The organism is Aureimonas sp. AU20 (assembly GCF_001442755.1).
In the GTDB taxonomy this organism is placed as follows: domain Bacteria; phylum Pseudomonadota; class Alphaproteobacteria; order Rhizobiales; family Rhizobiaceae; genus Aureimonas.
In genome coordinates this window covers 165,740-191,699 of the sequence record NZ_CP006369.1, presented here as the reverse complement: position 1 = coordinate 191,699, position 25,960 = coordinate 165,740, and the positions used below count along the sequence as shown (strand labels likewise).

Sequence of the window (25,960 nt, the reverse complement as noted above, 5' to 3'; positions counted from 1 at the left end):
GGACGACGCCATGACCGAAAGCCGCCTCGCCTCCCCCGACGCCATTCGCGCTCGATTTTCCAACGCCATGTCGGCCATGTATCGCCGGGAGGTTCCGGCCTACGGCTCGCTCATGGAACTCGTCGGCGAGGTGAACGGCGATGTCCTGAAACGAGACACGCGCTTGGCGCAGGATTTGGCGGAAACCGAACAGCTCGGCCGCATCGGCGACGAGCGTCACGGCGCCATCCGCTTGGGAACGGCGCGCGAACTGGCCACGATCCGCCGACTGTTCGCGGTGATGGGCATGGTGCCCGTCGGCTATTACGATCTGTCCGAGGCCGGCGTGCCCGTTCATTCCACCGCGTTCCGCCCCGTGGGCGAAGCTGCGCTGCGCATCAATCCGTTCCGCGTCTTCACCTCCCTCCTGCGCCTGGAACTCATCGACGACGAGGCGTTGCGAGCCGAAGCGGAAGCGGTTCTCGCAACGCGCGATATCTTCACGCCCGGCTGCCTCGCGCTGATCGAGAAGGCCGAGATCGAGGGCGGCCTGTCGGACGAGGATGCGGACCGGTTCGTGGCGGAAGCGCTCGAAACCTTCCGCTGGCATCCCGAGGCTCTGGTCAGCGCCGATCTTTACGGGCGGCTGCACGACGCCCACCGTCTGGTCGCCGACGTCGTGTCCTTCAAGGGCCCGCATATCAACCATCTGACGCCGCGCACGCTGGATATCGACGCGGTGCAAGCCGACATGCCGAAAAAGGGCATTCAGCCCAAGGCCGTGATCGAAGGCCCGCCGACGCGCCGGTGCCCGATCCTCCTGCGCCAGACCTCGTTCAAGGCGTTGGAGGAGGCCGTGACCTTCCCGGGTGCCGAGGCGGCCAGAGGCTCGCACACGGCGCGCTTCGGCGAGATCGAGGCGCGGGGCATCGCCCTCACCCCGAAGGGGCGCGCCCTCTACGACAGCCTTTTGACGAAGGTCCGCTCGCGGATCACCCCGGCGGCGGACGGCTCCAACGCGGCGGAGTACGAGCGCGTGTTGGCGGAGGTCTTCGAGGCCTTCCCGGACGACTGGCGCGAGATCCGCCGGCAGGGGCTCGGCTATTTCGAATGGCGGGGAAGCGCGGCCGGCATCCCCTCGCCCGATCTCGAAGCCCTTTTGGACCAGGGCGTGCTGCGCTGCTCGCCCATCGTCTACGAGGATTTCCTTCCCGTTTCGGCAGCCGGCATCTTCCAGTCGAATCTCGGCGATGAAAGCGTGCAGAGCTTCGTGGCCAGCCCGAACCAGCGGCGCTTCGAAGCCGATCTCGGCGCGCCGGTTCTGGACGAGTTCGCCCATTACGCCGCCATCGAACAGGCATCCCTCGACGCCTGCCTCGCCGGCGGCTCGTCCCTCGCATGACGGCCCTTCTCGACGCGCTGCGAGGCGCGCTGGGCGCCGAATTCGTGATCGAGAACCCGGCGGATCGCGAGCGGTACGAACACGGCGCGCGCTACGACAAGGGGCAATGCCTGGCGGTGCTTCGTCCCGCCGATACGGCGGAAGTCGCCGCGTGCCTGCGGCTTGCCGCCGAAAGCGGCGTTCGGATCATTCCCCAGGGCGCCAATACCGGGCTCGTGGGCGGATCGACGCCGGATGGCGCGGGCCAGGATCTCGTGCTCAGCCTGGAGCGGCTGAAGAGTTTCGCCTTCGATATCGACAATGGAGCGGTGCGCGTCGGCGCGGGCCTGCTTCTGTCCGACCTCAACGCCCGGCTCGAACCCGAAGGCATGGTCTTTCCCATCGATCTCTCAGCCGACCCGTCGATCGGCGGCATGATCGCCACCAACACCGGCGGCGCGCGCTTCCTGCGCCATGGCGACGTGCGGGCCAATGTTCTGGGTCTGACGGCCGTCCTGCCGGACGGGCGCGTGGTTCGTCTGGGCGGGGGCGTGCGCAAGAACAACACCGGGCCGGACTGGAAACATCTTCTGATCGGCACAAGCGGCGCGTTCGGCGTCGTGACGGAAGCCGAGCTTCGCGTTTCGGCCCTGCCGCGCGAGACCGCCGTGGCGCTTCTGGTTCCCGCCGCTCCGGAGGCCGTGCTGCCCGTGCTGCGCGCGATGGAGCGCCGCTTCGGTCCCATGCTGAGCGCGTTCGAGGGCATGTCGTCGGGCGCGGTGGAAGCCGCTCTCGCCCATGTCCCGGCCCTGCGCAATCCCTTCTCTCCCGATCCGATCCCCGACTACGCCATGCTCGTCGAGATCGCCCGGACCATGCCCGCGCTGGAGGGGGAGGTTCCGCTCGAAGACCTGCTCCAGTCCGGCCTTGCCGCCTTGATGGAGGAAGAGCCCGATCTGCTCCTCGACGCCCGCTTCGGGCCGCCCGAGCGCGGTTGGGCGCTGCGTCATGCCCTGTCCGAAGGGGTGAAAGCCGCCGGAAAGCTGATCGCCTTCGACCTCGGCTTCCGGCGGGGGCAGACCATGCCCTTTCGCCTTCACATGCAGCGCGAGCTGGCGCGGTTGCATCCCGAGATCCGCGTCTGCGATTTCGGGCATTTCGGAGACGGCGGCCTGCATTTCAATCTCGTCGTTCCCTTCGGCAGTCGCTGGGCGAGCGACGAGGCGGCCGAGAAGGCGCTGCGCGACCGCGTCATCGCCGTGGCGGTCGAGGAGTTCGGTGGAAGCTTCAGCGCCGAACACGCCATTGGACGGCGCAACCAAGCCTATTTCGATGCCTATTCCGACCCACGGCTGAAGGCGTGGTCGGCGGCGATCCTGCAAACTTCGGGCGACACGCGCATCGGCGCCGCCCGCTTCGACTGACGAGGACACGAGATTGACCGACACCATCGCCAAGGACACGGCCGACCTGCTGGGCCGCATGAGCGTTTCCTCCAGCTTGTACACGGGCGGAACGCTGACGAGCTTCTCGCCGGTGACGGGCGAGGCCATCGCCGCGCTGCCGGAGCAGAATGCGGCGGCGGCCGGGGAGGCCGTCGGCCGCGCGGTTCGCGCTTTCCGGCTTTGGCGCGACGTTCCCGCCCCGCGTCGCGGCGAGCTGGTGCGGCTTCTGGGCGAGGAGCTTCGCGCCGCGAAGGCGGACCTCGGGCGCCTCGTATCGATCGAAGCCGGCAAGAGCCCCTCCGAGGGTCTTGGCGAAGTGCAGGAGATGATCGACATCTGCGACTTCGCGGTCGGCCTGTCGCGCCAGCTCTACGGTCTGACCATCGCGACCGAGCGGCCCGGCCATCGCATGATGGAGACCTGGCATCCGCTGGGGCCCGTTCTCGTCATCTCAGCCTTCAACTTTCCCGTGGCCGTTTGGGCCTGGAACGCCGCGCTCGCGCTTGTCTGCGGCAATCCGGTGCTCTGGAAACCGTCCGAGAAGACGCCGCTGACGGCGCTGGCCTCGCAGGCGATCCTCGATCGCGCCCTCGCCCGCTTCGGCGATGCACCCGACGGCCTGTCGCAGGTGCTGATCGGCGGCCGCGATCTCGGCGAGGCGCTGGTGGAGGACCACCGCGTTGCCCTGGTTTCCGCGACCGGCTCGACCCGCATGGGGCGGCAGGTCGGCCCGAAGGTCTCGGCCCGTTTCGGCCGCTCCATCCTGGAGCTCGGCGGCAACAATGCGGGCGTCGTCTGCCCGTCCGCCGATCTCGACATGGCGCTGCGGGCCATCGCCTTCGGTGCCATGGGCACGGCGGGCCAGCGCTGCACCACGATGCGCCGGCTCTTCGTGCATGAGAGCGTCTACGACGCGTTCGTGCCTCGCCTTCGAAAGGTCTACGGGTCCGTTTCCATCGGCAACCCTCTGACCACCCAGGCCCTGGTCGGCCCGCTGGTGGATCGGGCGGCCTTCGAGGCCATGAACGGGGCTCTGACAGCGGCGCGCGCGGCGGGCGGCGTCGTCCATGGCGGCGAACGGGTGGCGGAGGCCGGGCCGGACAGTGCGTTCTATGTCAGGCCCGCGCTGGTCGAGATGCTCGATCAGACCGGCCCCGTCTTGGAAGAGACCTTCGCCCCGATCCTCTACGTCATGCGCTACGGCGACTTCGCCGACATGATCGAGAAGCACAACGCGGTCGGCGCGGGCCTGTCCTCCTCGATCTTCACGCTGGACCTTCGCGAGGCGGAGATGTTCCTGTCCGCCTCGGGGTCGGACTGCGGCATCTCGAACGTCAATATCGGCACCTCGGGCGCCGAGATCGGCGGAGCCTTCGGCGGCGAAAAGGAAACCGGGGGCGGGCGCGAAAGCGGCTCCGACGCCTGGAGGGCCTATATGCGCCGCGCCACGAACACGATCAACTACTCCCGCGCGCTGCCGCTGGCGCAGGGCGTGGTGTTCGAGATCTGAGGCGCGTCATGAACGGGACAGGGCCAAGCTTCCGCCCGGCGCGGCGGATCGAGGAACTCGGCGTTTCGGAAATCCTTCAGATCACCGCCCATGCGGCGGCCCGCAAGCGCGAGGGGCGTCCGGTCGTCATTCTGGGCGCGGGCGAGCCCGATTTCGACACGCCCGATCACATCAAGGAGGCGGCGATCGCCGCCATCCGGCGCGGCGAGACCAAATACACCGCGCTCGACGGATCGCCCGAAATGAAGCGGGCCATCCGCGACAAGTTCCGCCGCGAGAACGAACTGGACTTCGCCCAGAACGAGGTGACGGCGGCGGCCGGCGCCAAGCAGATCCTCTACAACGCCATGATGGCGAGCCTCAACGAGGGCGACGAGGTCGTCATCCCGACGCCCTGCTGGACCAGCTATTTCGACATCGTGCGGATCGCCGGCGGCGTGCCCGTCGCCGTTCCCTGCGGTGCCGAAACGGGCTTTCGCCTGACGCCCGAGGCGTTGGAGGCCGCGATCACGCCCAAGACGCGCTGGCTCCTCGTCAACTCGCCGTCGAACCCGACCGGAAGCGCCTATGGCGAGGAGCACTATCGTCCGCTGATCGAGGTGCTGCACCGCCATCCGCATGTCTGGCTGATGGTGGACGACATGTACGAGCACATCGTCTACGACGGCTTTCGCTTCGTGACGCCCGTGGCTCTCGATCCCTCGCTGAAGACCCGCAGCCTGACCGTCAACGGCGTGTCCAAGGCCTATGCGATGACGGGCTGGCGCCTCGGCTATGCCGGCGGCCCGGCCGAGCTGATCGCCGGCATGGCCGTGGTTCAGAGCCAGTCGACCTCCTGCCCCTCCTCCGTGACGCAGGCCGCCTCCATCGCGGCGCTGGACGGGCCGCAGGACTTTCTCGCCGCGCGCCGCGAGAGTTTCGCTGCCCGCCGCAACCTCGTGGTCGATGCGCTGAACGCCATTCCGGGCCTGTCCTGCCGGAAGCCCGAAGGCGCGTTCTACACGTTCGCCAGTTGCGAGGGCCTGCTCGGACGCCGCGCGCCGGACGGACGCACGCTGCGCACGGACCGCGAATTCTGCGCCTATCTGCTCGACGCGGTCGATGCCGCGGTCGTGCCGGGCGCGGCTTTCGGCCTGTCCGGCTACTTCCGCATTTCCTATGCGACGTCGCACGAGGAGTTGCGCCAAGCCCTCGATCGCATCGCTCAAGCCTGTTCGCTGCTGACGGAAGGACACACCGCATGAAGATTCTGGTCTGCGTGAAGCGTGTGGTCGACTACAACGTGAAGATCCGGGTGAAGTCGGACGGTTCGGGTGTCGAGCTGGCCAATGTGAAGATGTCGATGAACCCGTTCGACGAGATCGCGGTGGAAGAGGCGGTTCGGCTGAAGGAAAAGGGCGGCGCGGCCGAGATCGTGGCGGTCTCGGTCGGCTCGGCGCAGGCGGCGGACACGATCCGCACCGCGCTCGCCATGGGCGCCGATCGCGGCATCTTGGTGAAGGCCGAAGGGCCCGTCGAGCCCTTGGCCGTGGCCAAGATCCTGAAGGGCGTGGTGGCGGCGGAAGCGCCCGATCTGGTGATCCTCGGCAAGCAGGCGATCGACGACGACTGCAACCAGACCGGCCAGATGCTGGCGGGCCTTCTCGGTTGGAGCCAGGGCACCTTCGCCTCCAGGCTCGAGATCGAGGCCGGCGCGGCCAGCGTCACGCGCGAGGTGGATGGCGGCCTGCAGACGGTGGGCCTCCAGCTGCCGGCGATCGTCACCACGGATCTGCGCCTCAACGAGCCGCGCTATGCCTCGCTGCCCAACATCATGAAGGCCAAGAAGAAGCCGCTGGAGGAGAAGACCGCCGCCGATTACGGCGTCGACACCAGCCCCCGATTGGAGGTCTTGAAGACGGCCGAGCCCAAGGGCCGGCAGGCCGGCGTCAAGCTCGGCTCGGTGGACGAGCTGGTCTCGGCGCTGAAGGGCGCCGGGCTGGTTTGACGAGTCTCGTCTGAGCCGGGCCGCCCGATCCTGCTTCCATCTGTTTTCGAGGTTCCTTCCATGACCACGCTTTTGATCGCCGAACACGACAACGCGCATCTGTCCGGCGAAACCGCCAAGGCGCTGACCGCCGCGCTGCAGCTGGGCGGCGAGGTGCATCTTCTCGTCGCCGGCGAGGGTTGCGCGCCGGTGGCGGACGCCGCCGCCCAGCTCTCAGGCGTCGCCAAGGTGCTGCTCGCCGACGCCCCACTCTATGGCCATGCCCTGGCCGAGCCGCTGGCCGCGCTGCTGGTTGCGCTCGCCCCCGGCTATGGCGCGATCGTCGCCCCCGCCACGGCGTCGGGCAAGAACGTCCTGCCGCGCGCGGCCGCGCTTCTCGACGTCATGCAGGTGTCGGACGTCATCGCCGTGCACGGCGCGGACACGTTCGAGCGCCCGATCTATGCCGGCAACGCGATCGAGACCGTGCGCTCGCGGGACGCGATCAAGCTCCTGACCGTTCGCACCAGCGCCTTCGCGGCCGCCGGCGAGGGCGGGTCCGCGCCGGTGGAGAGCGTGTCGGCCGCCGCCGACCCGGCCGTGTCGCGCTTTGTCGGACAGGAGGTCGCCCATTCCGAGCGGCCGGAGCTGTCGGGCGCCAAGATCGTGGTGTCGGGCGGGCGGGCGCTGGGGAGCCGAGAGAAGTTCGAGGAGGTGATGCTGCCTTTGGCCGACAAGCTGGGCGCGGCGGTGGGCGCCAGCCGGGCGGCGGTGGACGCGGGCTACGCGCCGAACGACTGGCAGGTGGGGCAGACCGGCAAGGTCGTGGCGCCGGATCTGTATGTCGCGGCGGGCATCTCGGGCGCCATCCAGCATCTGGCGGGCATGAAGGACTCGAAGGTCATCGTCGCCATCAACAAGGACGAGGACGCGCCGATCTTCCAAGTCGCCGACTATGGCCTCGTCGGCGATATCTTCACGCTTGTGCCCGAACTTACGTCCAAGCTCTGAGAGCACCTGACAAGATCCCGTAGGGTTGGCTGGTCGGGGAGCTTCTTAGCGCACGGCCGGAGCGTCGCTGCTCGCCGATCCTATTCCGCATAGACCCAGAGGACGATGGCGTCTTCGTCGCCTTCCGATGTCCAGAGATGGCCGGTCGAGGCTTCGTAATAGATGGAGTCGCCCGTCTCCAGTCTTGTCGGCTCGTAATTCTGGCTGTGGAGGATGAGCGTCCCCTTGAGGACGGTCAGGAAAATCTCGGCGTCGTAGCGCGCCCATTCCTCGTAGGCCGACAGGTCCCGCGCGCGGACCCGCGTGCGGATCGGCGTCATGCGCCGGTTCTTGAGATCGCTGCAGAGCACGGCATTGTCGCAGGCGCCCGTCGCCGTGCTCTTGGTCTCGCTCGCCCGCGAGAGACTGCGCCGGGCCATTCCCATGGGCGGACGCGGCGACTCCAGAAGCTGGCTCAGCGTCAGGCCCATTCCATGCGCGATTTTCGTCAGCGTCGTCACGGTGGGCGAAAGCTCGTGGCGCTCGATCTTGGACAGGGTCGAAAAGGCGACGCCGGTCTGGCGGGCCGCCTGCTGCAGCGTCCATCCATGATCGGCCCGAAGCTGCGCGATGCGGCCCCCGACGTCGATCGGCTCCTGCGGCGCCGACCAGGCCGGTTGCGGAGAACGCGACGCGGTTATGTCGAAATCCATGGAAGCCGCCGTTGAGAGCATCGGAATGCACATCCATTAGGCGAATTTCGTCAAAGGTGCAATGCAGCACAATAATACTATTGATTTTCGTATAGGACAATTTGTAGTCTCTGCGACAACATCGATAAAACGGGACGCAGGCCATGCATGCTGACGATCTTCGGGGAATTCTCCCGGCTCTTCCCACACCTCTCCAAGCGGATGGGCGGCCGGATCTCGAAGCTCTGACGGATCTGATCGAGCGCAATCTCGCCGCCGGCGTGACGGGCCTCGTGCCGATGGGGGGAACGGGCGAATACACCGCGCTTGCCCCCGAGGATCGCGTCGCCGTGGTCCGGCGCACCGTCGAGGCCGCCAAGGGCGCGGTTCCCGTGCTGCCGGGCGTCCTGTCCACCGGCTTCGCCGAGGCGGTCGGCATCGGCGAAGCGTTTCGCGCCGTCGGCGCGGCGGGGCTCATGCTGGTGACGCCGTTCTACGTGATCCCCACGCAGGAAGGCGTTCTGCAATATATGCGAGCCTATCGCTCGCGCGTCGACCTGCCCCTGATCTATTACGACATCCCCGCCCGGACGGGTTTCAAGACCGCGACCAGCACGCTTTCCACGCTCGCCCGGGAGGGCGTCGTGATCGGCGCCAAGGTCTGCAACACGGACGCGCATTACTTCAACTGTCTGGCCGACGCCGTGGAAGATCGGATCTCGCTTCTGTCGGGAGACGACATGCTCTACGCGATCCATGTGATGCATGGCGCGCGCGGCGGCGTCCTGGCGAGCGCGCCCCTTCTGCCCGAATACTGGATCCGCATTCACGACACGCTCGCCAAAGGCGCGTTCGCCGAAGGCATCGCGCTGCATCGCAAGCTGCTTCCCATTTTCGAAGCCCTCTTCAACGAAACCAATCCGGGGCCTTTGAAGGCCATGCTGGGGGCGCTCGGCTCGCCAATGGGCGGCGTGGCGCTGCCGCTGCTGGCGCCTGGCGAGCGCACCAAAGCGCTGATGGACCACGCCCTCAGTGTGATCCGCGCGGAGGCGATGGCAGGACCTCAGCGCCAGGGCGCCCGGCTTGGCGCAAACGCCGTTCCCGCCTGAGAGACGCGCAGTCGGCACCGCCCATCCAACGAGACCGCAGGAGGACAGAATGTCGACATCGCCGGTTTCGGTGCAATTGGAGGGCGTTGGCCGCGACTTCGGGCCCATCACCGCCCTCTATGACATCGACCTCCAGATCGAGCCTGGAAAATTCGTCTCGCTGCTCGGCCCCTCCGGCTGCGGCAAGACGACGACATTGCGCCTCGTCGCGGGGTTCGACAGTCCGACGCGCGGGCGCATCCTGCTCGGGGGCCGGGACGTCACCCGGCTGCCGCCCAACCGGCGCAAACTCGGCATGGTGTTCCAGAACTACGCGCTGTTCCCGCACATGACGGTCGCCGAGAATATCGGTTTCGGCCTCAGAATGGCGGGGATGGACAAGGGGCGGATCGCTGAGAAGGTCCGGCGCATGCTGGACCTCATTCACCTGTCGCAACATGCCGAGCGCATGCCCTCGCAACTGTCGGGCGGCCAGCAGCAGCGCGTGGCCATCGCGCGGTCGCTGGTCACTGAGCCGGCGGTGCTTCTCCTCGACGAGCCCATGGGCGCGCTCGACAAGAACCTGCGCCAGAGCATGCAGGCCGAGCTGCGGCAGATCCAGCAGGACTTTCAGATCACGGCCGTTCTCGTCACGCACGACCAGGACGAGGCGCTGACCATGAGCGACAAGGTCGTCGTCATGGAAGGCGGGCATATCCGGCAGGTCGGCACCCCCGAGGAAATCTACGAGCGGCCTACAAGCGGCTTCGTCGCCAACTTTCTCGGCGCATCCAACAATCTGCCCGCCATGGCGAGGCAGGACGGGCGGGTCGAGCTCTGCCTTCCCGGCCTCGAGCCGGTTCCCGTCGCGTCCGACGGCCGCGCGCTGTCGGGTCCCGTCACGCTCGGCATCCGGCCCGAGCGCATCCGCCTGTCGGACGGACCGCCCGCATCGTCCGATGGCATGATCGTCCTGCCCGGCACGATCAGCGGCCATGTGTTCCGGGGCGCATGCCACGACTACACCGTGTCGCTCGGCCCCGAGGCGCCCCCGCTCAACGTCTTCGAGCACGGGCGGGACGGGGATCTGGGCGCGCGCTGGGCGCCCGGCACGCCGGTCTGGGTCGAATGGCCGGTCGGCGCGCAAAACCTCTTCGCACGCAATTCCTGACACGCGCAATTCCTGAGACGGAAAGGGCCCTCCATGAGCATCGATCCCATCACTCTCGAGATCCTCAGCAACAAGGTCGGCGCGGCGGCCGAGGAGATGAGCCACACGCTCCAGCGCACGGGCCGCACGCTCTTCGTCAAGGAAACCGCCGACTTCGCGACGGCCCTGGCCGACCTGACGGGCAAGTTCTTCGGCTATCCGCGCGCGATCGGCGTGTCCAACTACATGGACCTCGACTGCATGCCAGCCATCGCCGCCTTCGACGATCTGGCGCCCGGCGACGTCATCATGACCAACCATCCGTTCGAGACGGAAGGGCTCGCCACCCACCTGCCCGACCTCCACATGATCCAGCCCTATTTCCACGAGGGGCGGATCGTCGCCTATGGCTGGTGCTTCATCCACTGCTCGGACGTGGGCGGGCGCGTGCCCTCCTCCATCTCGCCGTCCAACACCGAGATCCATCAGGAAGGTCTTCTGATTCCGCCGGTCAAGGTGATGGTGGGCGGCCGCGAGAACCGCGACTTCCTGCGCATCTTCCGCGCCAATTCCAGAACGCCGGGCGACAATGCCGGCGACATCAAGGCCATGATCGCCTCGCTCGCCACCGGCGAGGCGCGCGTCGCCGACCTCATCGCCCAGCACGGCGTCGAGGCCTTCGTGGAAAGCCAAGAGGCCTTGCAGGCCTATGCCGGCGCCAAGGCGCGCGCCGTGCTGCGCCGCATCCCCGACGGCACTTACGAATTCTCCGACTATCTCGACGACGACTTCACCTCGCCTGTGCCGATCCGCCTGAAGGTTCGCATGACCGTTTCGGACGGACTCGTGCATCTCGACTATGCCGGCACGGACGGACAGGTCGCCTCCGCCTACAACATCCCGACGGGCGGCAAGCGCCATCCCTGGCTGACTCTGCGCCTCATCGCCTTCATCCTGACCTATGACAAGACCGTCGCGATCAATGCCGGTCTCTACCGCAACTTCACCGTCGCGGCCGAGGCCGGAACCGTGGTCAATCCGGTCTACCCGGCGGCGGTCGGGGCGCGCCATGCGACGGCGACGCGCGTCAACGATGTTCTGAACGGCGTTCTGGCCAAGGCGGCGCCGCACCTGATGAAGGCGCCGAGCGGCGGCGTGACCGTGCCGGTCGTCTTTACCGAGCCCAATCGCGAGACGGGCGGGCGCAAGGTGCTGGTTCTGGAACCGCTCGTGGGCGGTTCGGGCGCACGCATGGGGGCGGACGGCGTGGACGGACGGGACAGCGGCATCGCCAACCTCGCCAACAATCCGATCGAAACCGTGGAAAGCAGCGCGAGTGTGCGCGTGCGCTCCTTCGCGCTGCGGGCCGGATCGGGCGGCGCGGGGCAATGGCGGGGCGGCCTCGGCCTGTCGCTCGAGTTCGAGGTCCTGGCGGATGATTGTCAGGTTCTGGGACGCGGCACCGAACGCTTCCGCTTCGCCCCCTGGGGCATGGAAGGCGGACGCGAGGGCGCCCTGTTCCAGGTTCTTGTGACCCGCGCGGACGGAACGCGGATCGACGTCGGCAAGCTCGACGTGCTCGGCGTCGACAAGGGCGATGTCGTGACCATCCGCACCCCCGGCGGCGGCGGATACGGCCACCCGTTCCTGCGCGAGGCGCGCGCCGTCTGCGAGGATGTCCGCCGGGGCTTCCTCGGCGCGGCGGACGCTCTCGCCCTTTACGGCGTCGTCCTCGATGGCGACGCCGTGAACGAGGAGGCGACGAAGGCTCGGCGCGCCGGCGCCGCGCCGGAGAGCGGGGGCTTTGCCTTCGGCGCCGAGCGGGACGCCTGGGAGACGGTGTTCGGCGACGGGATCATGGATGTGTTGAACGCGCTTCTCGGCCGGCTTCCCACCAGCGTTCGGCAGAAGCGTCGCGCGGCGATCTTCGACCGGGTTCTGGGCGGGGTGCCGCGCACCGGAACCACGCCGATCGCCGAGCGGATCGCTGAGACGGGCGACTGCGCCGAGCGCATGAAACGGGAACTGGCGTCGCTTCGCACCGAACTCGACGGCGCTCCCGCCAGCCTGGACGCCGCCGCATGAGCGTCCTGGCCGAGACGATCAGCATCCAGCGGCGTCGCGGCCTGTCGATCCCCCCGCAGGTGTGGGGGATCGCGCCGGCGGTGCTGTTCCTCATGCTCTTCTTCATCGCGCCGCTCGTCGACAACACGCTCAACAGCCTGCAGACCGACGCGGGCTGGTCGGTCGGCAACTATGCGCGTCTTCTGACCGACGGCTATTATCTCTCGGTGATCGGCCGCACCCTCTGGGTCAGCCTTCTCGCCACGCTGATCTGCGTCGTGATCGGCTATCCCGTCGCCTACCATCTCGTGCGGCACTCGGGCCGTTTGTCGACGTTTCTGATCTTCCTGCTGGTGGCGCCTCTGATGACCTCGATCATCATGCGCACCTACGGATGGCAGGTTCTGCTGGCGCGCGGCGGCATGGTCAACACCGTCCTGATGGGCGCGGGCCTTCTCGACAAGCCGCTGCGCATCATCAACAGCCCGGTCTCGGTGATGATCGGCATCGTCCATATCCTCGTGCCCTACATGGTCATCTCCATCGCCGCCGTGCTTCAGGGGGTCGATCGGCGGCTTGAGGAGGCGGCCGGGATACTGGGCGCGGGCCCGCATCGGGTGTTCCTGAACATCACCCTGCCGCTCAGCCTGCCGGGCATCGTCACGGGCTCCATCATCGTCTTCATGATGGCCAACGGCAGCTTCCTGACCATGCTGCTGCTCGGCAACAACAGCGTCGTGACCCTTCCGGTGCTGATCTACCAGCAGTTCACGCTCGTCGGGAACGCCAAGCTTTCCGCCGCGATGGGAAACATCCTCCTCGTTCTGGCGCTGACCTGCCTTTATCTGCAGCTTCGGCTCGTGCGCCCCAAGCGGGGGCGCGCATGAGCGGCCCCGCCTCGAACACCCCTGGCGCGCGGCTCGCCGGAGCCCTGCTGACGGCCTTCGTCATCGCCTTCTTCGTTTTCCTGCTCGCGCCAATCGTGGTGGTGGTGCTGTTCTCGTTCGTCGACGCGGCCTTCGTGCAGCTGCCGATCGAGAGCTTTTCGCTGCGCTGGTACGCGCGCATGATCGAGTACCGGCCGTTCCTGACATCGCTCGGCTTCAGCCTGTTCGTGGCGGTCGCCTCGGGTCTTCTGGCCCTTGCGATCTCGCTCCCGGCCGCGCTGATCCTGGCGCGATCCAAATCGCCCTTCGCCGAAGCCATCGTCACGCTGCTTCTGGCGCCCCTGTCAATGCCGATGATCCTGCTCGGCGTGGCCCTTCTCTACTATCTCTCGTGGATGGGGCTCGGCGTTTCGGTTCCCTCGCTCTTGATCGGGCATGTCGTCGTCTCCGTGCCCTACGTCACCCGCACGATCATCGCCGTCTACCAGGGCACGAGCCCAAGTTTCGAGGAAAGCGCCTTTATCCTCGGAGCCTCCCGCTGGCAGGTGTTCCGCCATGTGACGCTGCCGCTGGTACGCCCCGGCATCATCAGCGGGCTCCTGTTCTCCATGCTCGTGTCGCTCGACAACCTGCCGATCTCGCTCTTCTTCGCGGGCTCCTCCACCAACACGCTGCCGGTGGTGATGCTCGCCTACCAGCAGAACCAGTTCGACCCCGCCATCGGGGCCATCAGCACCGTTCAGCTCGCCGTGGCGATCCTCGCCCTCCTGCTGATCCAGCGCGTCACCGGGCTGAAGCACCTGGTGAACCAGAACGTCCGCTAACAAACCCAAGACGGAGACCATTGCATGGGAATCTCGACCTCTTCCCTGCGCCTTCTCGGCGCCGGTTTCGCCCTCTGGCTCGGCTCGGGTGCCGCGCTCGCGGCCGACGTCACGGTGACCGCCTTCGGCGGAAGCTGGGAGCAGGCCTTTCGTCGCTGCTACGCCGAGCCGCACACGGCCCGCACGGGCCAGAGCGTCGAGGTCATCATCGGCGGCCCGCCGCAATGGATCAGCCAGATCGCGGCCAATCCGGCCAAGCCCCCGATCGACGTCCTCGTCAACCTCATGGACACGGCCAACACAGCGATCCGCGACGGTCTCGTCGAGCCGCTCGATCCCGCCAAGATCCCCAACCTCGTCAAGGTGCCCGATCGCTTCAAGGAGCCGCTGAAGGGCTTCGGCACGGTCATCAACTATGGAGCGGCGGGTCTCGCCTACAATTCCAAGACCGTGAGCGAGCCGCCCAAGAGCTGGAAGGACTTCTTCCAGGGCGCCATCGATGGGGACTATGTGGCCGCCCTTCCCGGCATCAACCTGTCGAGCACGACGCCGACGGCGCTCCTGTGGAACATCGTCAATCTCTATGGCGCCAATATCGACGATGCCGACGCGCTGTTTGCCGAGCTGAAAAAGCTGAAGGACAGCGGCAATGTCGTCTTCTACAACGACATCAACCAGTTCCTGACGCTGATCCAGTCCGGCGAAGCCGACATCGGCCCCTATTGGGACGGGCGCGCCTGGCTCGCCCATGACGGCACGATCCCCGACCTCCAGTTCGCCTATCCGCAAGAGGGCGGCGTCATCAGTCCCTCCGTGATTCAGAAGGTGAAGAACGGTTCGGAAAACGGCTGGGCCTTCATCGACACGCTCCTGGCGGCCGAAAACCAGAGCTGCTTCGCGCAGGCCATCGGCTACGCCGTCGTCAATCAGGACGTCACCTACGACGGCAAGCTGAAGGAGCGCGTTCCCGACATCGACGCCATCCGCTGGCCGGATTTCGCCGGCGTCGCCGAGCGCATGCCGCAATGGATCGACCGCTGGAACCGCGAGATCGGCCAGTAAACTCGGCGAGCCCAGCGAACCAGAGCGCCCGCCCGAACCTTCGAACAGACGCAGGAACACCCATGCTGAAACCCCAATGTCGCATCGGCATCGATGTCGGCGGCACGTTCACGGACTTCGTGCTCGTCAATTCCGCAACGGGCGAGACCACCTTCTTCAAGGAGCCGAGCGTTCCCTCGGACCCGTCCGCCTCCGTCGAGCGGGGCATCGTCAAGGTGATCGAGAAGGCGGGCGTTTCGCGCGACGACGTGGAGCTTGTGATCCACGGCACGACGATCGGGCTGAACGCGATCATCCAGCGCCGGGGCGCGCGCGTCGCGCTCGTGGTGCCCAGGGGCTTTCGCGACATCCTGGAAATCGCGCGCTCGCGCATGCCCAATTCCTACGACATGAACGCCGAGAAGGAGGAGGTTCTCGTTCCGCGCGATCTCGTGTTCGAGGTCGGGGCCTGCGTCGCGGCGACGGGCGAGATCCTCTCGCGCCCCGATGCTGCCGAACTCGACGCGCTGGCCGAGCGGCTGCGCGCGAGCGGCGTGGCGGCCGCCGCCGTCACGCTGCTTCATGCCTATCTCTACCCCGAGCTCGAACAGGACATCGTCGACGGGCTTTCGGCGCGCGTGCCGGAGGTTCTCGTCACCGCCTCGGCCGGGATCTGGCCGGAAACGCGCGAATACGAGCGCACGCTTGTCGCGCTCCTGAACTCCTACGTTCATCCGCTCATGACCAGCTACTTCACGTTGCTGCAGCAGCGGCTGGCCCGTCTCGGCCTGACCATGCCGGTCTACATCACCTCGTCCAACGGCGGCACGCTGTCGATCGACACGGCGCGTGATCGACCGATCGACACGGTTCTGTCCGGCCCGGCCTCCGGCGTCGTCGCCGCGCAGGTCATCGCCTCCCAGGCCGGCGTCGATCGCATCATCACCTTCGACATGGGGGGAACGTCGAGCGACATCGCCGTGACGCGCAACGGCGACCCGGAATACACGACGCGCACCCATGTCGGCGACTTTCCGCTGGTTCTGCCGGTGGTCAACGTGTCGGCCATCGGCGCGGGCGGCGGCTCGATCATCTGGGTGGACGAACACGGCGTCCTGAAGGTCGGTCCCGGCAGCGCTGGCGCCGATCCGGGGCCGGTCTGCTACGGGCGGGGCGGCGCCTCCCCTTGCGTGACCGACTGCTATGTCGCCATCGGCCTGATCGACCCAGACCGCTTTCTGGAAGGGCGCATGAAGCTCGACCGGCAGGCCGCGCTGGACGCGCTGGCGGGTGTGGGAGCAAAGGTCGGCATCACGGGCGAGAACGCGGGCGTGCGCACGGCGGAAGCGGCTCTGCGCGTGGCGACCGCCGTGATGGGAACCGAGCTTCGCAAGTCGCTGGCTCAGCGCGGCGAGGACCCGCGCACCTTCGCGCTCATGCCCTTCGGCGGCGCGGGGCCGACCCATGCCAACATGCTGGCCGCGGAGGTCGGCTTGAGCTCCATGATCGTGCCGGGCGCCCCGGGCACGTTCTGCGCGATGGGCGCGACGCTGGCCGACATCAAGCGCGACTATCTCCGCTCGCTCCGCCATCGCATCCTAGACCCCGCCGCCACGGCCGACCTCCTGAACCGCACGCTGGCCGATCTCATGCAGACTGGCAGCGCCTGGATCGCGGGCGAGGGTCAGAATCTCGGCGAGCCGGTCTTCGCCGTGACCGCCGACCTGCACTACGAAGGCGAGGCCTTCGACATCAATGTCGAGGCGCCGACGAGGAACGGAGCGATCGACGTCGCCGCGCTTTGCGAGGCCTTCCATCGCCAGCACGAGCGGCAATACGGCTTCCGCGACATGGACAGCCCGATTGAGGTCGTCACGCTGCGCCTGCGCGTCATGGCAAACCTGCCGCGCGTTCCGACCGGGACGAAGGTCGGCGCCATCGAGGCCGAGGCGAGCGAACACCGGCAGATCTGGCACGAGGGAAGCTACGTCGCCGCCGCCGTCTACGATCGGCGCAAACTGGCACGCGGGCAGAAAGTGTCCGGCCCGATCGTCCTCGAACAGGAGGACACCACGACCTGGATCCTGCCCGGATGGGACATCGAGGTTCGCGACAACGGCACGGTCTTGGCCCAGCTCGCCGGCTGAGACAGCCAGTTCTCCAACGAAAAAAGGCCCGGAGCGATCCGGGCCTTTTGCTTTCGTGGTCGGAGATCTCGTCGTCAGAGGATCGTGCCGGGGTTCATGCGCCGATTGGGATCGATGACGCCTCGTATCGCGCGCATCAATTCCAGGCGAACCGGATCGGCGCGCCGCGCCAGCTCGTCCTTCAGCTTGCGCCCGATCCCGTGCTCGGCCGAGAACGTGCCGCCTAAGGCCTCCACTTGGTCATGGACGATCCGCATCACCTCGTCCGTCACGGCCTTCGGATCGTCGAATGCTCCCCATTCCGCATGGGTGAAGTGGACGATGAAATGCACGTTGCCGTCGCCGATATGCGAGACGATGAGGATATTGGCGCCGGGATAGACGGCCTGGACGCCCTCGCGGCAAGCCTCGATCATGCGCGGCACGAGCGAGGGGCGCACGGCGACATCGTGCGAAAGCGAATGGCCGTGGATCTTGTTGGCCTCCGAAACGGAATGCCTGACATGCCAGATGTCGCCGCCCTGCGCCTCGCTCTGCGCCACGAAGGCGTCCGTCACGGTGCCGTCCTCGAAGCGCTCGGCCAGCCATTCCTCCAGCGGCCCTTGCAGATCGGCGCCCGCGTCGGAACTGCCGAGCTCCACCAGCAAGGACCATTCGGTACGCGTTTCCAGCGGGTGCCGGGTGCGGGGAATGTGGTTGAGAACGAGGTCGACCTGGCTGGCGGACAGAAGTTCGGCGGCCTGGACGGCGGTGTCGAACCGGTCCTGCAGCCCGGTCAGAACCGTGACGGCGGCCTCCAAATCGGCCAGGCCGATCCAGGCATGGCCCGACGCGCGCAGCATGGGATGCATGCGCAGCGCGGCGGCGGTGACGATGCCGAGCGTGCCTTCGGCCCCGACGAAGAGATTGCGCAGGTCGTAGCCGGTGTTGTCCTTGCGCAGAGCGCGCAGATCGCTGAACACCCGGCCGTCCGGCAGCACGACCTCGATGCCGCAGACGAGCTCGCGCATCGGACCGAAGCGAAGGGCGCTGGTCCCGCCTGCATTGGTGGACAGGAGACCGCCGATCTGCGCGGTGCCTTCGCTGCCCAGATTGATCGGCACCCGCCGCTCGACATCCGCCGCCGCCGCATGAACGCTCGACAAGGTCGCGCCCGCATCCACCAGCATGACGCCGGACGGCTTGTCGATCTCGCGGATGGAGGCCATGCGCCGCAGCGCGACGACGATACCGTCTCCGCCCTCTGGCGGCACCGAACCCTGGCAAAGGCTGGTGTTGCCACCCTGCGGAACCAGGGACCGGCCATGCTCGGCGGCGAGCCGGGCAAGGGAAGCCACCTCCCCCGTGCTGCCCGGAAGCACCACGGCAAGCGCGGTGCCCTTGCTGTAGCCGCGCCAATCCTCGAGATATGGCGCCATGTCGGACGGGTCCGTCAACACATTGCGGGCTCCGACGATCTGGCGGAGCCCCGCCAGGACATCCTCGGCTGCGATGGGAGTTGTCATGCGACCATCCTGTTCTTCTTGATCTATCGGACTTGCCATCTGGGGGCTCGCCGGCGCGCTGAGGGCCGGCGGCGCTGCGACGGCCGCCTCAGCCGATCCATTCGCAGGATCGAAGTTCTGCAAGGTTCGGCGCCCCGCTGAACGCAAGGAAACCGCGCAGCTCCTCGGTCAACTGGTTCAGCATCGCGGCAACGCCCGCCTGCCCACCGGCTGCCAGCCCATAGAGCGGTGCCCGGCCGAGCAGGACGAGATCGGCCCCCGCCGCCAAGAGCTTGGCCGCGTCGGACCCGCGCCGCACGCCGCTGTCGGCAAGCAGGGTCACGGACGGCCCGACGGCTTCGCGGATGCGGGGCAACATCTCCAGCGGGCGCACGGCACTGTCATGATTGCGCCCCCCATGAGACGAGACCACCACGCCGTCGCAACCGAGCGCGAAAGCCTGCGCCGCGTCCGACGCGGCGAGAACGCCCTTCAGGATCAGACGCCCCTTCCAGCGCCGCCGCAGCTCGCGCACGAAGGGTTCGTCGAGCACCATGTCCAGGGCGAAGCGCCCGTCGCCGATCGCCGACGCGACGGACCGCGCGGCCCCAGGCGGGTAATGCGCGTAGGTGGGCAGCCCGCCGCGACGTAAGAGATAGCGGCCCATCACACCCGCCGTCCAGCGGGGGTGGCGGGCAAGGTCGGCGCCCAGCCGAAGGGAGGGTTTCAGCGGAATGCCGAACCCGTTGCGCGAGTTGTGGACCTTCTTGGGCGAGGCCGGGGTGTCCACCGTCAGAAGCAGCGTGTCCACGCCGCAGCGCGCGACGCGCTCCAACAGGCTCCAAGTCTCCGCTCGATCCCGCCAGACATAGAGCTGGAACCAGAGCTCGGCCCCTGGCGCGCCCTCAGCGATGGCCTCGATCGCCGTGGAGGACTGCGTCGAGATGGTGATGGGCACGCGCGCGGCGCAGGCGGCGCGCGCCGCCAGCACCTCCCCGTCGAACCGCACCAGCCCGGCCAGAGCCGTCGGCGCGATCACGAAGGGCGAAGGTCTTGCAGCCTGAAAGGAGCGGGTGGAAAGGTCCGGCGCGGACACCGGGCGCAGAATTCGCGGCACGACGCGCCTTGCATCGAACCCCTCGCGCAGGGCGGCCAACGCCCGTTCGCCCTCGGTGCCCCGGTCGATGTAATCGAAGAGCGCGCGCGGCAGAAAGGCGCGTGCCGCCCTGCGCGCCTCGTCGAAATCGCGGAACGTCGGAGGGGACGGCATGGGTCAGACCCCAGCCTCCGAAGGAGAGAGCCCATCCTGGAAGCCGCCGACGGAACGTCGCATCAGTGCTCGACCCGCGACAGGAAGCTGCGAAGCCGCTCGGTCCGTGGCTCGCGCAGGACCTCGTTCGGCGCCCCCGTTTCGACAACGATGCCCGCCTCCATGAAGATCACCTTCGAGGCGACGTTGCGGGCAAAGCCCATCTCGTGCGTCACCACGATCATCGTGGTGCCGTCCTGGGCGAGACCCTGCATCACCTCCAGAACCTCGCCGACGAGTTCGGGGTCGAGCGCGGAGGTCGGCTCGTCGAACAGCATCACCTGGGGATCGAGGGCGAGCGCGCGCGCGATCGCCACCCGCTGCGCCTGACCGCCGGAGATCTGGGCGGGATAGAGATCCGCCTTATCGGCGAGCCCGACGCGGACGAGAAGCCGGGTCGCGAGCTCATGCGCCTCGGCTTTCGACTTCAACCCGTTGAGATAGGGGCCGGAGGCGACGTTCTGCAGCACGGTCATGTGCGGGAAGAGGTTGAAGCTTTGGAAGACCATGCCGGTCTTGGCGCGAAACTCGGCTTGGCGGCGCTCGGGAATGCGCGTCGCGGGCGTGAAGGACAGGCGGTTGCCCGCCACCTCGATCTCGCCCGCCGTCGGCCGTTCCAGAAGGTTCAGGCAACGCAGGAGGGTCGACTTTCCGCAGCCCGAAGGGCCAATCAGAACGGCGACCTGCCCCTGCTGCACGTCGATGTCGATGCCCTTGAGAACCTCGCGCTCGCCAAAGGACTTTCGGAGCTGATGGGTGGAGATCACGCTCGCCTCAGTGCTTGAGTTCGAAACGGTTCGCCAGGAGCGTCACCGGCGTCAGAATTACGAGGTAGAGAAGCGCCGCGAACGTGTAGACCTCCAGCGGTCGGAACGTCGACATCGTCAGCGCACCCGCCGCGTACATGATGTCGGGCATGGCCACGACCGAAAGCAGCGAGGTGTTCTTAAGCTGCAGGATCGCCTGATTCACGATCGGCGGGATCATCCGGCGCGTCGCCTGCGGCAGGATGATGTGCCGCATCTTTGTAGCGTAGGAGAAGCCCAGAACGGTGGAGGCTTCCCACTGGCCCTTCTCGATGGAGATCACGCCGCCCCGGAAGATCTCCGCCGCGAAGGCGGCCATGTAGAGCGTGAGGCCGAGCCCGGCGGCGAACCAGTCCGGCATGGTGAAGCCGGTCATCATCGGAAGCGCGTAGAAGAACCACACGATCTGCACGAGGAGCGGCGTGCAGCGGAAGACGTGGATATAGAGCCGCACGATCAGGCCCAGGACGGGTATCCTCGAGACCAGGACGAGACCCAGCACGACGCCCAGCGCAAGCCCCACCAGCGTCGTCACCACGGCATAGGCCGTCGTGACGAACATGGCTTGCAGCCAGAGCTGCGGGTCGAAGACCACCGACCAGTCGAACTCGTACATGAAGCCTCCGTTGCGCAACAGCCGGCTTTCGTCGATCCGACCCGCTGGCGAGAGAGTTTTGATAAGCCAAGCTTAGGCGGAGACGTTGCGGGAAATCTACCCGTCCGATCGCGAATATGCAAAAAACCATTCTAAACCGTCAATCTTATTTCTATACGATAACTTTTCATCTTGAAGCCACAAATCTCGTACCCGTCTTTGCGATTTTCAATTGTTGGACGATCCTGGGTGTGAGACCATGCCTGCGATTGCAGCGCCCTTCGCACCTGCACAATCGCACATCAGATACGGGAGAATGAGCATGACCATTCACTGGGGAATCGGGCTCGCCGCCCTGGGCATCCTCGCGGCCACGCCCGCGTCGGCCGAAGCGCTCTGGGACAAGATCGAGCGCACCGGCGAGGTCGTCTGCGGCGGAGTCCACGCCTACAAGCCCACCTCCTTCTACACCGGCAGCGATCTGGTCTATGAGGGTTACGGACCCAATGTCTGCCGCCAGATGGTCAAGGATCTGTCGGAAAAGATGGGCAAGCCTCTGACGGTCAAATGGCACGAGACGACCTGGCAGACCGTGGTCCTCGACCTTCAGGCAGGGCGCATCGACATCTTCCCCGGCATGACGGCGACGGAAGAGCGCAAGAAAGCGCTCGACATGGCCGGACCGCTCTACCGCATGACCGACTGCGTGATCGCCGGCAAGAAGGCCGAAACGCGCGCGACCTGGCAGGATTACAACAAGCCGGACGCCACCTTCGCCATGGTCACCGGCACCGCGCAGACCCAGTTCATCAAGGACGAGATGCCGAACGCCAAGGTCATGACGCTCAAGGAGATGAACGAGGCGATCATGGCGATCCAGTCCGGCCGGGCGGACTATGTCGTGCAGGAACTCCCGATCTGCCTCCAGACCTTCTCGACCACGCCGCAGGTGTTTTCCGGCTACACGGTGCCGACGCCCGAGCGCGGCATCCCCGCCGCTGCCGGCCTTCGCAAGGACGGTGACGGGCGGCTGCGCGATTTCCTCCAGGCCTGGGGAGAGCGCAAGCGCGCCGACCAGTCCATCGCGCCGCTCCTGATCGACGGTTTCAAGGCCGCCGGGATGGACACGGATTCGATTCCGAAAGGCATCGAGTTCTGATTGAGAGCCTGATCGAAAGGCGCCGGGTCTCCCCGGCGCCTTTTTGCTGTTGAGCCCTCGGTTCTTGTGGGCGCTCAGTTCTTGCGATCGAAGAACTTCGCCATTTCGGCCTGCGTCTCGCCCGCTTCGAAGGCGCGGCGATGAATCTGCCGGGCCAGCTCGAAGGTCTCGTCGAAGCTCGCCTGCGTCGCCGCTGCGATGCGCTGCTTGTTGAAGGCGTAGGCGCGCTTGGGCTTGGCCGCCAGGAACCGCGCCAGTTCGAGGGCGCGCGCCATCACCGCGTCGGGCTCCACGATCTCGTTGATCAGGCCCAGACGATGGCACTCCTCCGCTTCGAGGATCCGCCCGGTCTGCACCAGATCGATCGCCCGAGCCAGACCCAGCATCTCGCGCAGAATCCAGAAGCCGGTCGCGCTGGCGATTCCACTGTTGATCTCGGGCTGGCCCATGCGCGAGCGCGCGTGCCCGATCCGGAAGTCGGCGAGAAGCGCGACCTGGAAGGCCGAGCCCGCCGCAATACCGTTCAACGCGACCACGAACGGTTTCTCGCAGCGGCGGATCGAGTTGTAGAGCGTTCTCCACTCCTCGATCCAGAGTTCGGCGCGGTCGGCGTCGAAGCTCTTGCCCTCGTTGAGGTCCTGTCCCGCGCAGAAGGCTCTGTCTCCGGCGCCCGTCAACACGATGGCTTCGACCTCCGGCGCCTTGGACGCCTTGAGGATCGCCGTCACGAGATCGTCGCGCATCGGCTTGTCCCAGGCATTCAGCCGCGACGGCTTGTTGAGAGTGATCACGCGGACGGTTTCGTCCATCCGCTCCAGGATCGCATTGGTCTGTTCGCTCATGGGGCTATCCTTCTTAGAGCCTGTTTGGAAGCTCGGGCGGGTCGGTCCGTCGGTGCTTTTCCGCCATCGCTTCGTTGCCAATCCTCGCCGATGCGCCCTCGCATCGACTGCGTTTGGCGCCTCGCGACGCCAAAAAATCCCTCGCCGGCCCTCCGCCGCCGAGTTTCCAAACAGCCTCAGGAGCGGGTCCAGTCACCCGCAGGGGTCGCATCGAGCCGATGCTTCATGATCCGCTGGCTGGGCGTGCGCTCGAAGGCGGAGACGAAGGCGATGTGTCGGGGAAGCTGATGGGGCGCCAGGCGGCCGCGAACCCACTCGAAGAGTTCGGGCGGCGTGAGCGGCAGGCCGGGCGCGAGTTCGACGAAGAGCTTGATGTCCGCTTCCCCGATCTCGGCCTCGACCGGGATGACCGCGCAGGCCGCGACCGCTTCGTGCTGGGCGACGACATGCTCGACCTCCCAGGCCGACACGTTCTCGCCCCGCACGCGGATCGTCTCCTTCAGGCGACCGTGGAATTTCAGCCACCCCGCCTCGTCCATCTCGCCGAGGTCGCCGGTATGGAGACGGCCGCCGCGCAGCGCGTCGCGCGTCGCCTCCTCCGAGTTGAGATAGCCGGTAAACAGCGCGGCCGCGCCCTTGCCCACCGGCGTCACCACGATTTCCCCCCGCACGCCCGGCGCGCAGGGCGTCCCATCGGGCGCCAGAATGGCGACGTCAAACCAGGGCAGAGCCCGGCCGACAAAGCCGGGGCGGTTCTCGTCGTTGATCGTCGTCAGGCTGGACGCTTCGGTCATGCCGTAGCACTCCACCATGCGCGTGCCGAAGCGGTCCGAGAACGCTTCCCAGACATGCGGCGTGCATCCCCCGCCCCAGGCGACGGCCACGCGGTGGTCGCGATCACGCGGGCTGGGGGGCTGCTTGAGAAGCATCTGGAGAATCCCGCCGAGATGATGGATGCGCGTGGCGCCGCAAGCACGAACCTCGTCCCAGAAGCGGGACGCGGAAAACCGCGAGGTCAACGCCAGCGTCACGTCCCGGATCAGCGGCAGGATGATGAGTTGCGCGCCGCCGATATGGTGGAACGGCTCCCAGACATAGAGCACCTCGCCAGGGTCCGCCCTGGCCGCGCGCGCGGCAGCCTCGGCGGCAAAGCGCATCATGGCGTGGGTGACCGGCACGGACTTGGGCCTCCCCGTCGTTCCCGACGTGAAGCTGATCATCAGGATGTCGGAAGGCTGCACCTCCGGCTGGGGCAGGTCCGCCGTCGAGGCGAGCGCGGCGGCGAGGCCCTTTTCCTCCTCGCGCAGAACCAGCGGCATGTCGGGGCGGGCCGCGCGAACCGTATCAGTGAGCCTCGCCTCCGCCACGACGAGGCCGACGTCGCTCTCACCAAACATATAGTCGAGCTGCGCCGGCAGGAGGCGGGTTCCGACGGGCACCCAGATGGCGCCCAGCCGGGCAATGGCCAGGATCAGACAAAGGTGGTCGCTATGCGTGTCGAGCAGGCAGGCGACGCGATCGCCCTGCCCGACACCCCGCTCCGCCAGACCTCGGGCGAAGAGGGCCGAGCGCTCGGCGATCTCGGCCATCCGGTGCGCAACGAGTTCGCCGGAGCGAAACTCGGTTGCGTAGATTCGGTCGGGCTCCCGCCGCGCCAGTTCGGCGAGTTGATGCAAAAAGCCTTGCCCTTGCCAATCCATCCGACCACCTGTTTTATCGTATTGCAATAATTGTTATTTCTTGAAGCCCATTTTTATGCTATTTATAAGCGATAAGCCATAGGGATGATCGCAATGAAAGAGTCGATATCCGAAGAGCGCGGCGATCCGCTGATGGTGCGCGCGGTGGAAAAGGCGTTCCGCGTCCTTGGAACATTCGACGCCTCTCACCCGCGCCAGACCTTGACCCAGATCGCCGGGCGAACGGGGCTCGACCGCTCGGCCGCCCAGCGCTTCATTCACACGCTCAGCCAGCTCGGCTATTTGAGAAAAGACGAGCGCACGAAAGCCTACGAGCTGACGCCGAAGGCGCTGAGCCTGGCCTACCAATATTCGCGCTCGAGCCCCCTCGTGCTGCGCACCCACCCCTACCTGTCGCATCTGAACCGGACCACGGAGGAGACGATCTCGCTCACCGTTCTGGACGAGGGCGACATTATCTATCTCTCGCGCTACCTCTCTCCCAACGTCCTGGACACGGACGTCAATGTCGGCAGTCGCCTTCCGGCCTATTGCACGGCGGGAGGGCTGGCCTTGCTGTCCGTTCTGAAGGACGAGGAGGTGAACGACCTTCTGGCCCGCTCGCAGCTGCGCGCCTTTACGTCGAAGACGATCTACGACGTCGAGGGGATCTGGCGGCAAATCCGGCTGGTGCGCGAACGCGGATTTTCGCTGGTGCAGGAGCAGATTTACTCCGGCGACATCTCGATCGCCTGCCCCATCGTCTCAAGCGATCGACAGACGATCGCAGCCGTCAGCCTCGGAGCGTCCAAGTTTCGATATGACGAGGAAACGATCATCCATCGTTTCATCCCAACCCTGATCGCGGCGGGGCGCTCGATCTCTCAGGTTCTTCCCGGTTAGCGAGTATCTCTCTGGATTT

Annotated in this window: 22 protein-coding genes; 15 read left to right on the top strand and 7 right to left on the bottom strand. The window is 66.8% G+C overall.

Annotated features, from left to right (window positions below):
- Nucleotides 1-10: 10 nt before the first annotated feature.
- From hglS to M673_RS19890, 6 genes are read left to right on the top strand one after another with little or no spacing between them, the layout of a single operon-like run.
- Nucleotides 11-1,381 carry a 2-oxoadipate dioxygenase/decarboxylase HglS gene (gene hglS, locus M673_RS19915; protein WP_061978466.1) on the top strand — a complete coding sequence of 457 codons (1,371 nt, stop codon included), beginning with the start codon at nt 11-13 and terminating at the stop codon, nt 1,379-1,381.
- Complete coding sequence (locus M673_RS19910) at nt 1,378-2,784, top strand: FAD-binding oxidoreductase (RefSeq protein ID WP_061978465.1); 1,407 nt, start codon at nt 1,378-1,380, stop codon at nt 2,782-2,784. The genes hglS and M673_RS19910 overlap by 4 nt, the downstream gene beginning before the upstream one ends.
- A 58-nt stretch (nt 2,785-2,842) precedes the next feature.
- Nucleotides 2,843-4,315 carry an L-piperidine-6-carboxylate dehydrogenase gene (gene amaB, locus M673_RS19905; RefSeq protein ID WP_061978692.1) on the top strand — a complete coding sequence of 491 codons (1,473 nt, stop codon included), beginning with the start codon at nt 2,843-2,845 and terminating at the stop codon, nt 4,313-4,315.
- Nucleotides 4,316-4,323: 8 nt separating this feature from the next.
- On the top strand, nt 4,324-5,559 hold the full coding sequence (locus M673_RS19900; RefSeq protein WP_061978464.1) for a pyridoxal phosphate-dependent aminotransferase: 1,236 nt from the start codon (nt 4,324-4,326) through the stop codon (nt 5,557-5,559).
- Nucleotides 5,556-6,302, top strand: coding sequence for an electron transfer flavoprotein subunit beta/FixA family protein (locus tag M673_RS19895; RefSeq protein ID WP_061977240.1), 747 nt, complete (start codon nt 5,556-5,558; stop codon nt 6,300-6,302). The genes M673_RS19900 and M673_RS19895 overlap by 4 nt, the downstream gene beginning before the upstream one ends.
- A 60-nt stretch (nt 6,303-6,362) precedes the next feature.
- Nucleotides 6,363-7,292 (top strand): electron transfer flavoprotein subunit alpha/FixB family protein, encoded by a 930-nt coding sequence (locus M673_RS19890; protein WP_061978463.1) that lies wholly within the window; start codon nt 6,363-6,365, stop codon nt 7,290-7,292.
- Between the two features lie 80 nt (nt 7,293-7,372).
- On the opposite strand, the gene M673_RS19885 is transcribed toward M673_RS19890, so the two are convergent.
- Complete coding sequence (locus tag M673_RS19885; protein ID WP_202814324.1) at nt 7,373-7,984, bottom strand: helix-turn-helix domain-containing protein; 612 nt, start codon at nt 7,982-7,984, stop codon at nt 7,373-7,375.
- A gap of 143 nt (nt 7,985-8,127) precedes the next feature.
- On the opposite strand from M673_RS19885, the gene M673_RS19880 reads away from it, so the two are divergent.
- The 7 genes from M673_RS19880 (at nt 8,128) to M673_RS19850 (ending at nt 17,164) form a co-directional block, all read left to right on the top strand.
- Nucleotides 8,128-9,072 carry a dihydrodipicolinate synthase family protein gene (locus M673_RS19880; protein WP_061978461.1) on the top strand — a complete coding sequence of 315 codons (945 nt, stop codon included), beginning with the start codon at nt 8,128-8,130 and terminating at the stop codon, nt 9,070-9,072.
- A gap of 49 nt (nt 9,073-9,121) precedes the next feature.
- A complete protein-coding gene (locus M673_RS19875; protein ID WP_061978460.1) occupies nt 9,122-10,222 on the top strand; it encodes an ABC transporter ATP-binding protein in 1,101 nt (366 codons plus the stop codon).
- 33 nt (nt 10,223-10,255) lie between these two features.
- Nucleotides 10,256-12,286, top strand: coding sequence for a hydantoinase B/oxoprolinase family protein (locus M673_RS19870; protein ID WP_061978459.1), 2,031 nt, complete (start codon nt 10,256-10,258; stop codon nt 12,284-12,286).
- Nucleotides 12,283-13,152, top strand: coding sequence for an ABC transporter permease (locus tag M673_RS19865; RefSeq protein WP_061978458.1), 870 nt, complete (start codon nt 12,283-12,285; stop codon nt 13,150-13,152). Before M673_RS19870 ends, M673_RS19865 begins: the two co-directional genes overlap by 4 nt.
- Entirely contained in the window at nt 13,149-13,976 is an 828-nt protein-coding gene (locus tag M673_RS19860; RefSeq protein WP_061978457.1) for an ABC transporter permease, read from the top strand. Before M673_RS19865 ends, M673_RS19860 begins: the two co-directional genes overlap by 4 nt.
- A 24-nt stretch (nt 13,977-14,000) precedes the next feature.
- Complete coding sequence (locus M673_RS19855; protein ID WP_061978456.1) at nt 14,001-15,038, top strand: extracellular solute-binding protein; 1,038 nt, start codon at nt 14,001-14,003, stop codon at nt 15,036-15,038.
- Nucleotides 15,039-15,100: 62 nt separating this feature from the next.
- Nucleotides 15,101-17,164 (top strand): hydantoinase/oxoprolinase family protein, encoded by a 2,064-nt coding sequence (locus M673_RS19850; RefSeq protein WP_061978455.1) that lies wholly within the window; start codon nt 15,101-15,103, stop codon nt 17,162-17,164.
- Between the two features lie 74 nt (nt 17,165-17,238).
- Here M673_RS19850 and M673_RS19845 read toward each other — a convergent pair whose 3' ends face one another.
- From M673_RS19845 to M673_RS19830, 4 genes are all read right to left on the bottom strand, one after another.
- The gene (locus M673_RS19845; protein ID WP_061978454.1) at nt 17,239-18,669 is read right to left on the bottom strand and encodes an FAD-binding oxidoreductase; all 1,431 of its coding nucleotides are present in this window, start codon (nt 18,667-18,669) and stop codon (nt 17,239-17,241) included.
- An 88-nt stretch (nt 18,670-18,757) separates the two neighbouring features.
- Entirely contained in the window at nt 18,758-19,918 is a 1,161-nt protein-coding gene (locus tag M673_RS19840; protein WP_061978453.1) for an alpha-hydroxy acid oxidase, read from the bottom strand.
- A gap of 62 nt (nt 19,919-19,980) precedes the next feature.
- On the bottom strand, nt 19,981-20,724 hold the full coding sequence (locus M673_RS19835) for an amino acid ABC transporter ATP-binding protein (protein WP_061978452.1): 744 nt from the start codon (nt 20,722-20,724) through the stop codon (nt 19,981-19,983).
- Nucleotides 20,725-20,731: 7 nt separating this feature from the next.
- The gene (locus M673_RS19830; protein WP_244510316.1) at nt 20,732-21,397 is read right to left on the bottom strand and encodes an amino acid ABC transporter permease; all 666 of its coding nucleotides are present in this window, start codon (nt 21,395-21,397) and stop codon (nt 20,732-20,734) included.
- A gap of 283 nt (nt 21,398-21,680) precedes the next feature.
- Between M673_RS19830 and M673_RS19825 the strand changes: the two genes are divergently transcribed.
- Nucleotides 21,681-22,517 (top strand): transporter substrate-binding domain-containing protein, encoded by an 837-nt coding sequence (locus M673_RS19825; protein WP_061978451.1) that lies wholly within the window; start codon nt 21,681-21,683, stop codon nt 22,515-22,517.
- Nucleotides 22,518-22,591: 74 nt separating this feature from the next.
- Here M673_RS19825 and M673_RS19820 read toward each other — a convergent pair whose 3' ends face one another.
- Entirely contained in the window at nt 22,592-23,359 is a 768-nt protein-coding gene (locus M673_RS19820; protein WP_061978450.1) for an enoyl-CoA hydratase/isomerase family protein, read from the bottom strand.
- 176 nt (nt 23,360-23,535) lie between these two features.
- A complete protein-coding gene (locus M673_RS19815; RefSeq protein ID WP_244493211.1) occupies nt 23,536-25,035 on the bottom strand; it encodes an AMP-binding protein in 1,500 nt (499 codons plus the stop codon).
- Between the two features lie 117 nt (nt 25,036-25,152).
- Here M673_RS19815 and M673_RS19810 point away from each other — a divergent pair, with 117 nt between their 5' ends.
- Nucleotides 25,153-25,941: an IclR family transcriptional regulator gene (locus M673_RS19810; protein ID WP_187301359.1), complete on the top strand. Its 789-nt coding sequence runs from the start codon at nt 25,153-25,155 to the stop codon at nt 25,939-25,941.
- Nucleotides 25,942-25,960 lie beyond the last annotated feature (19 nt).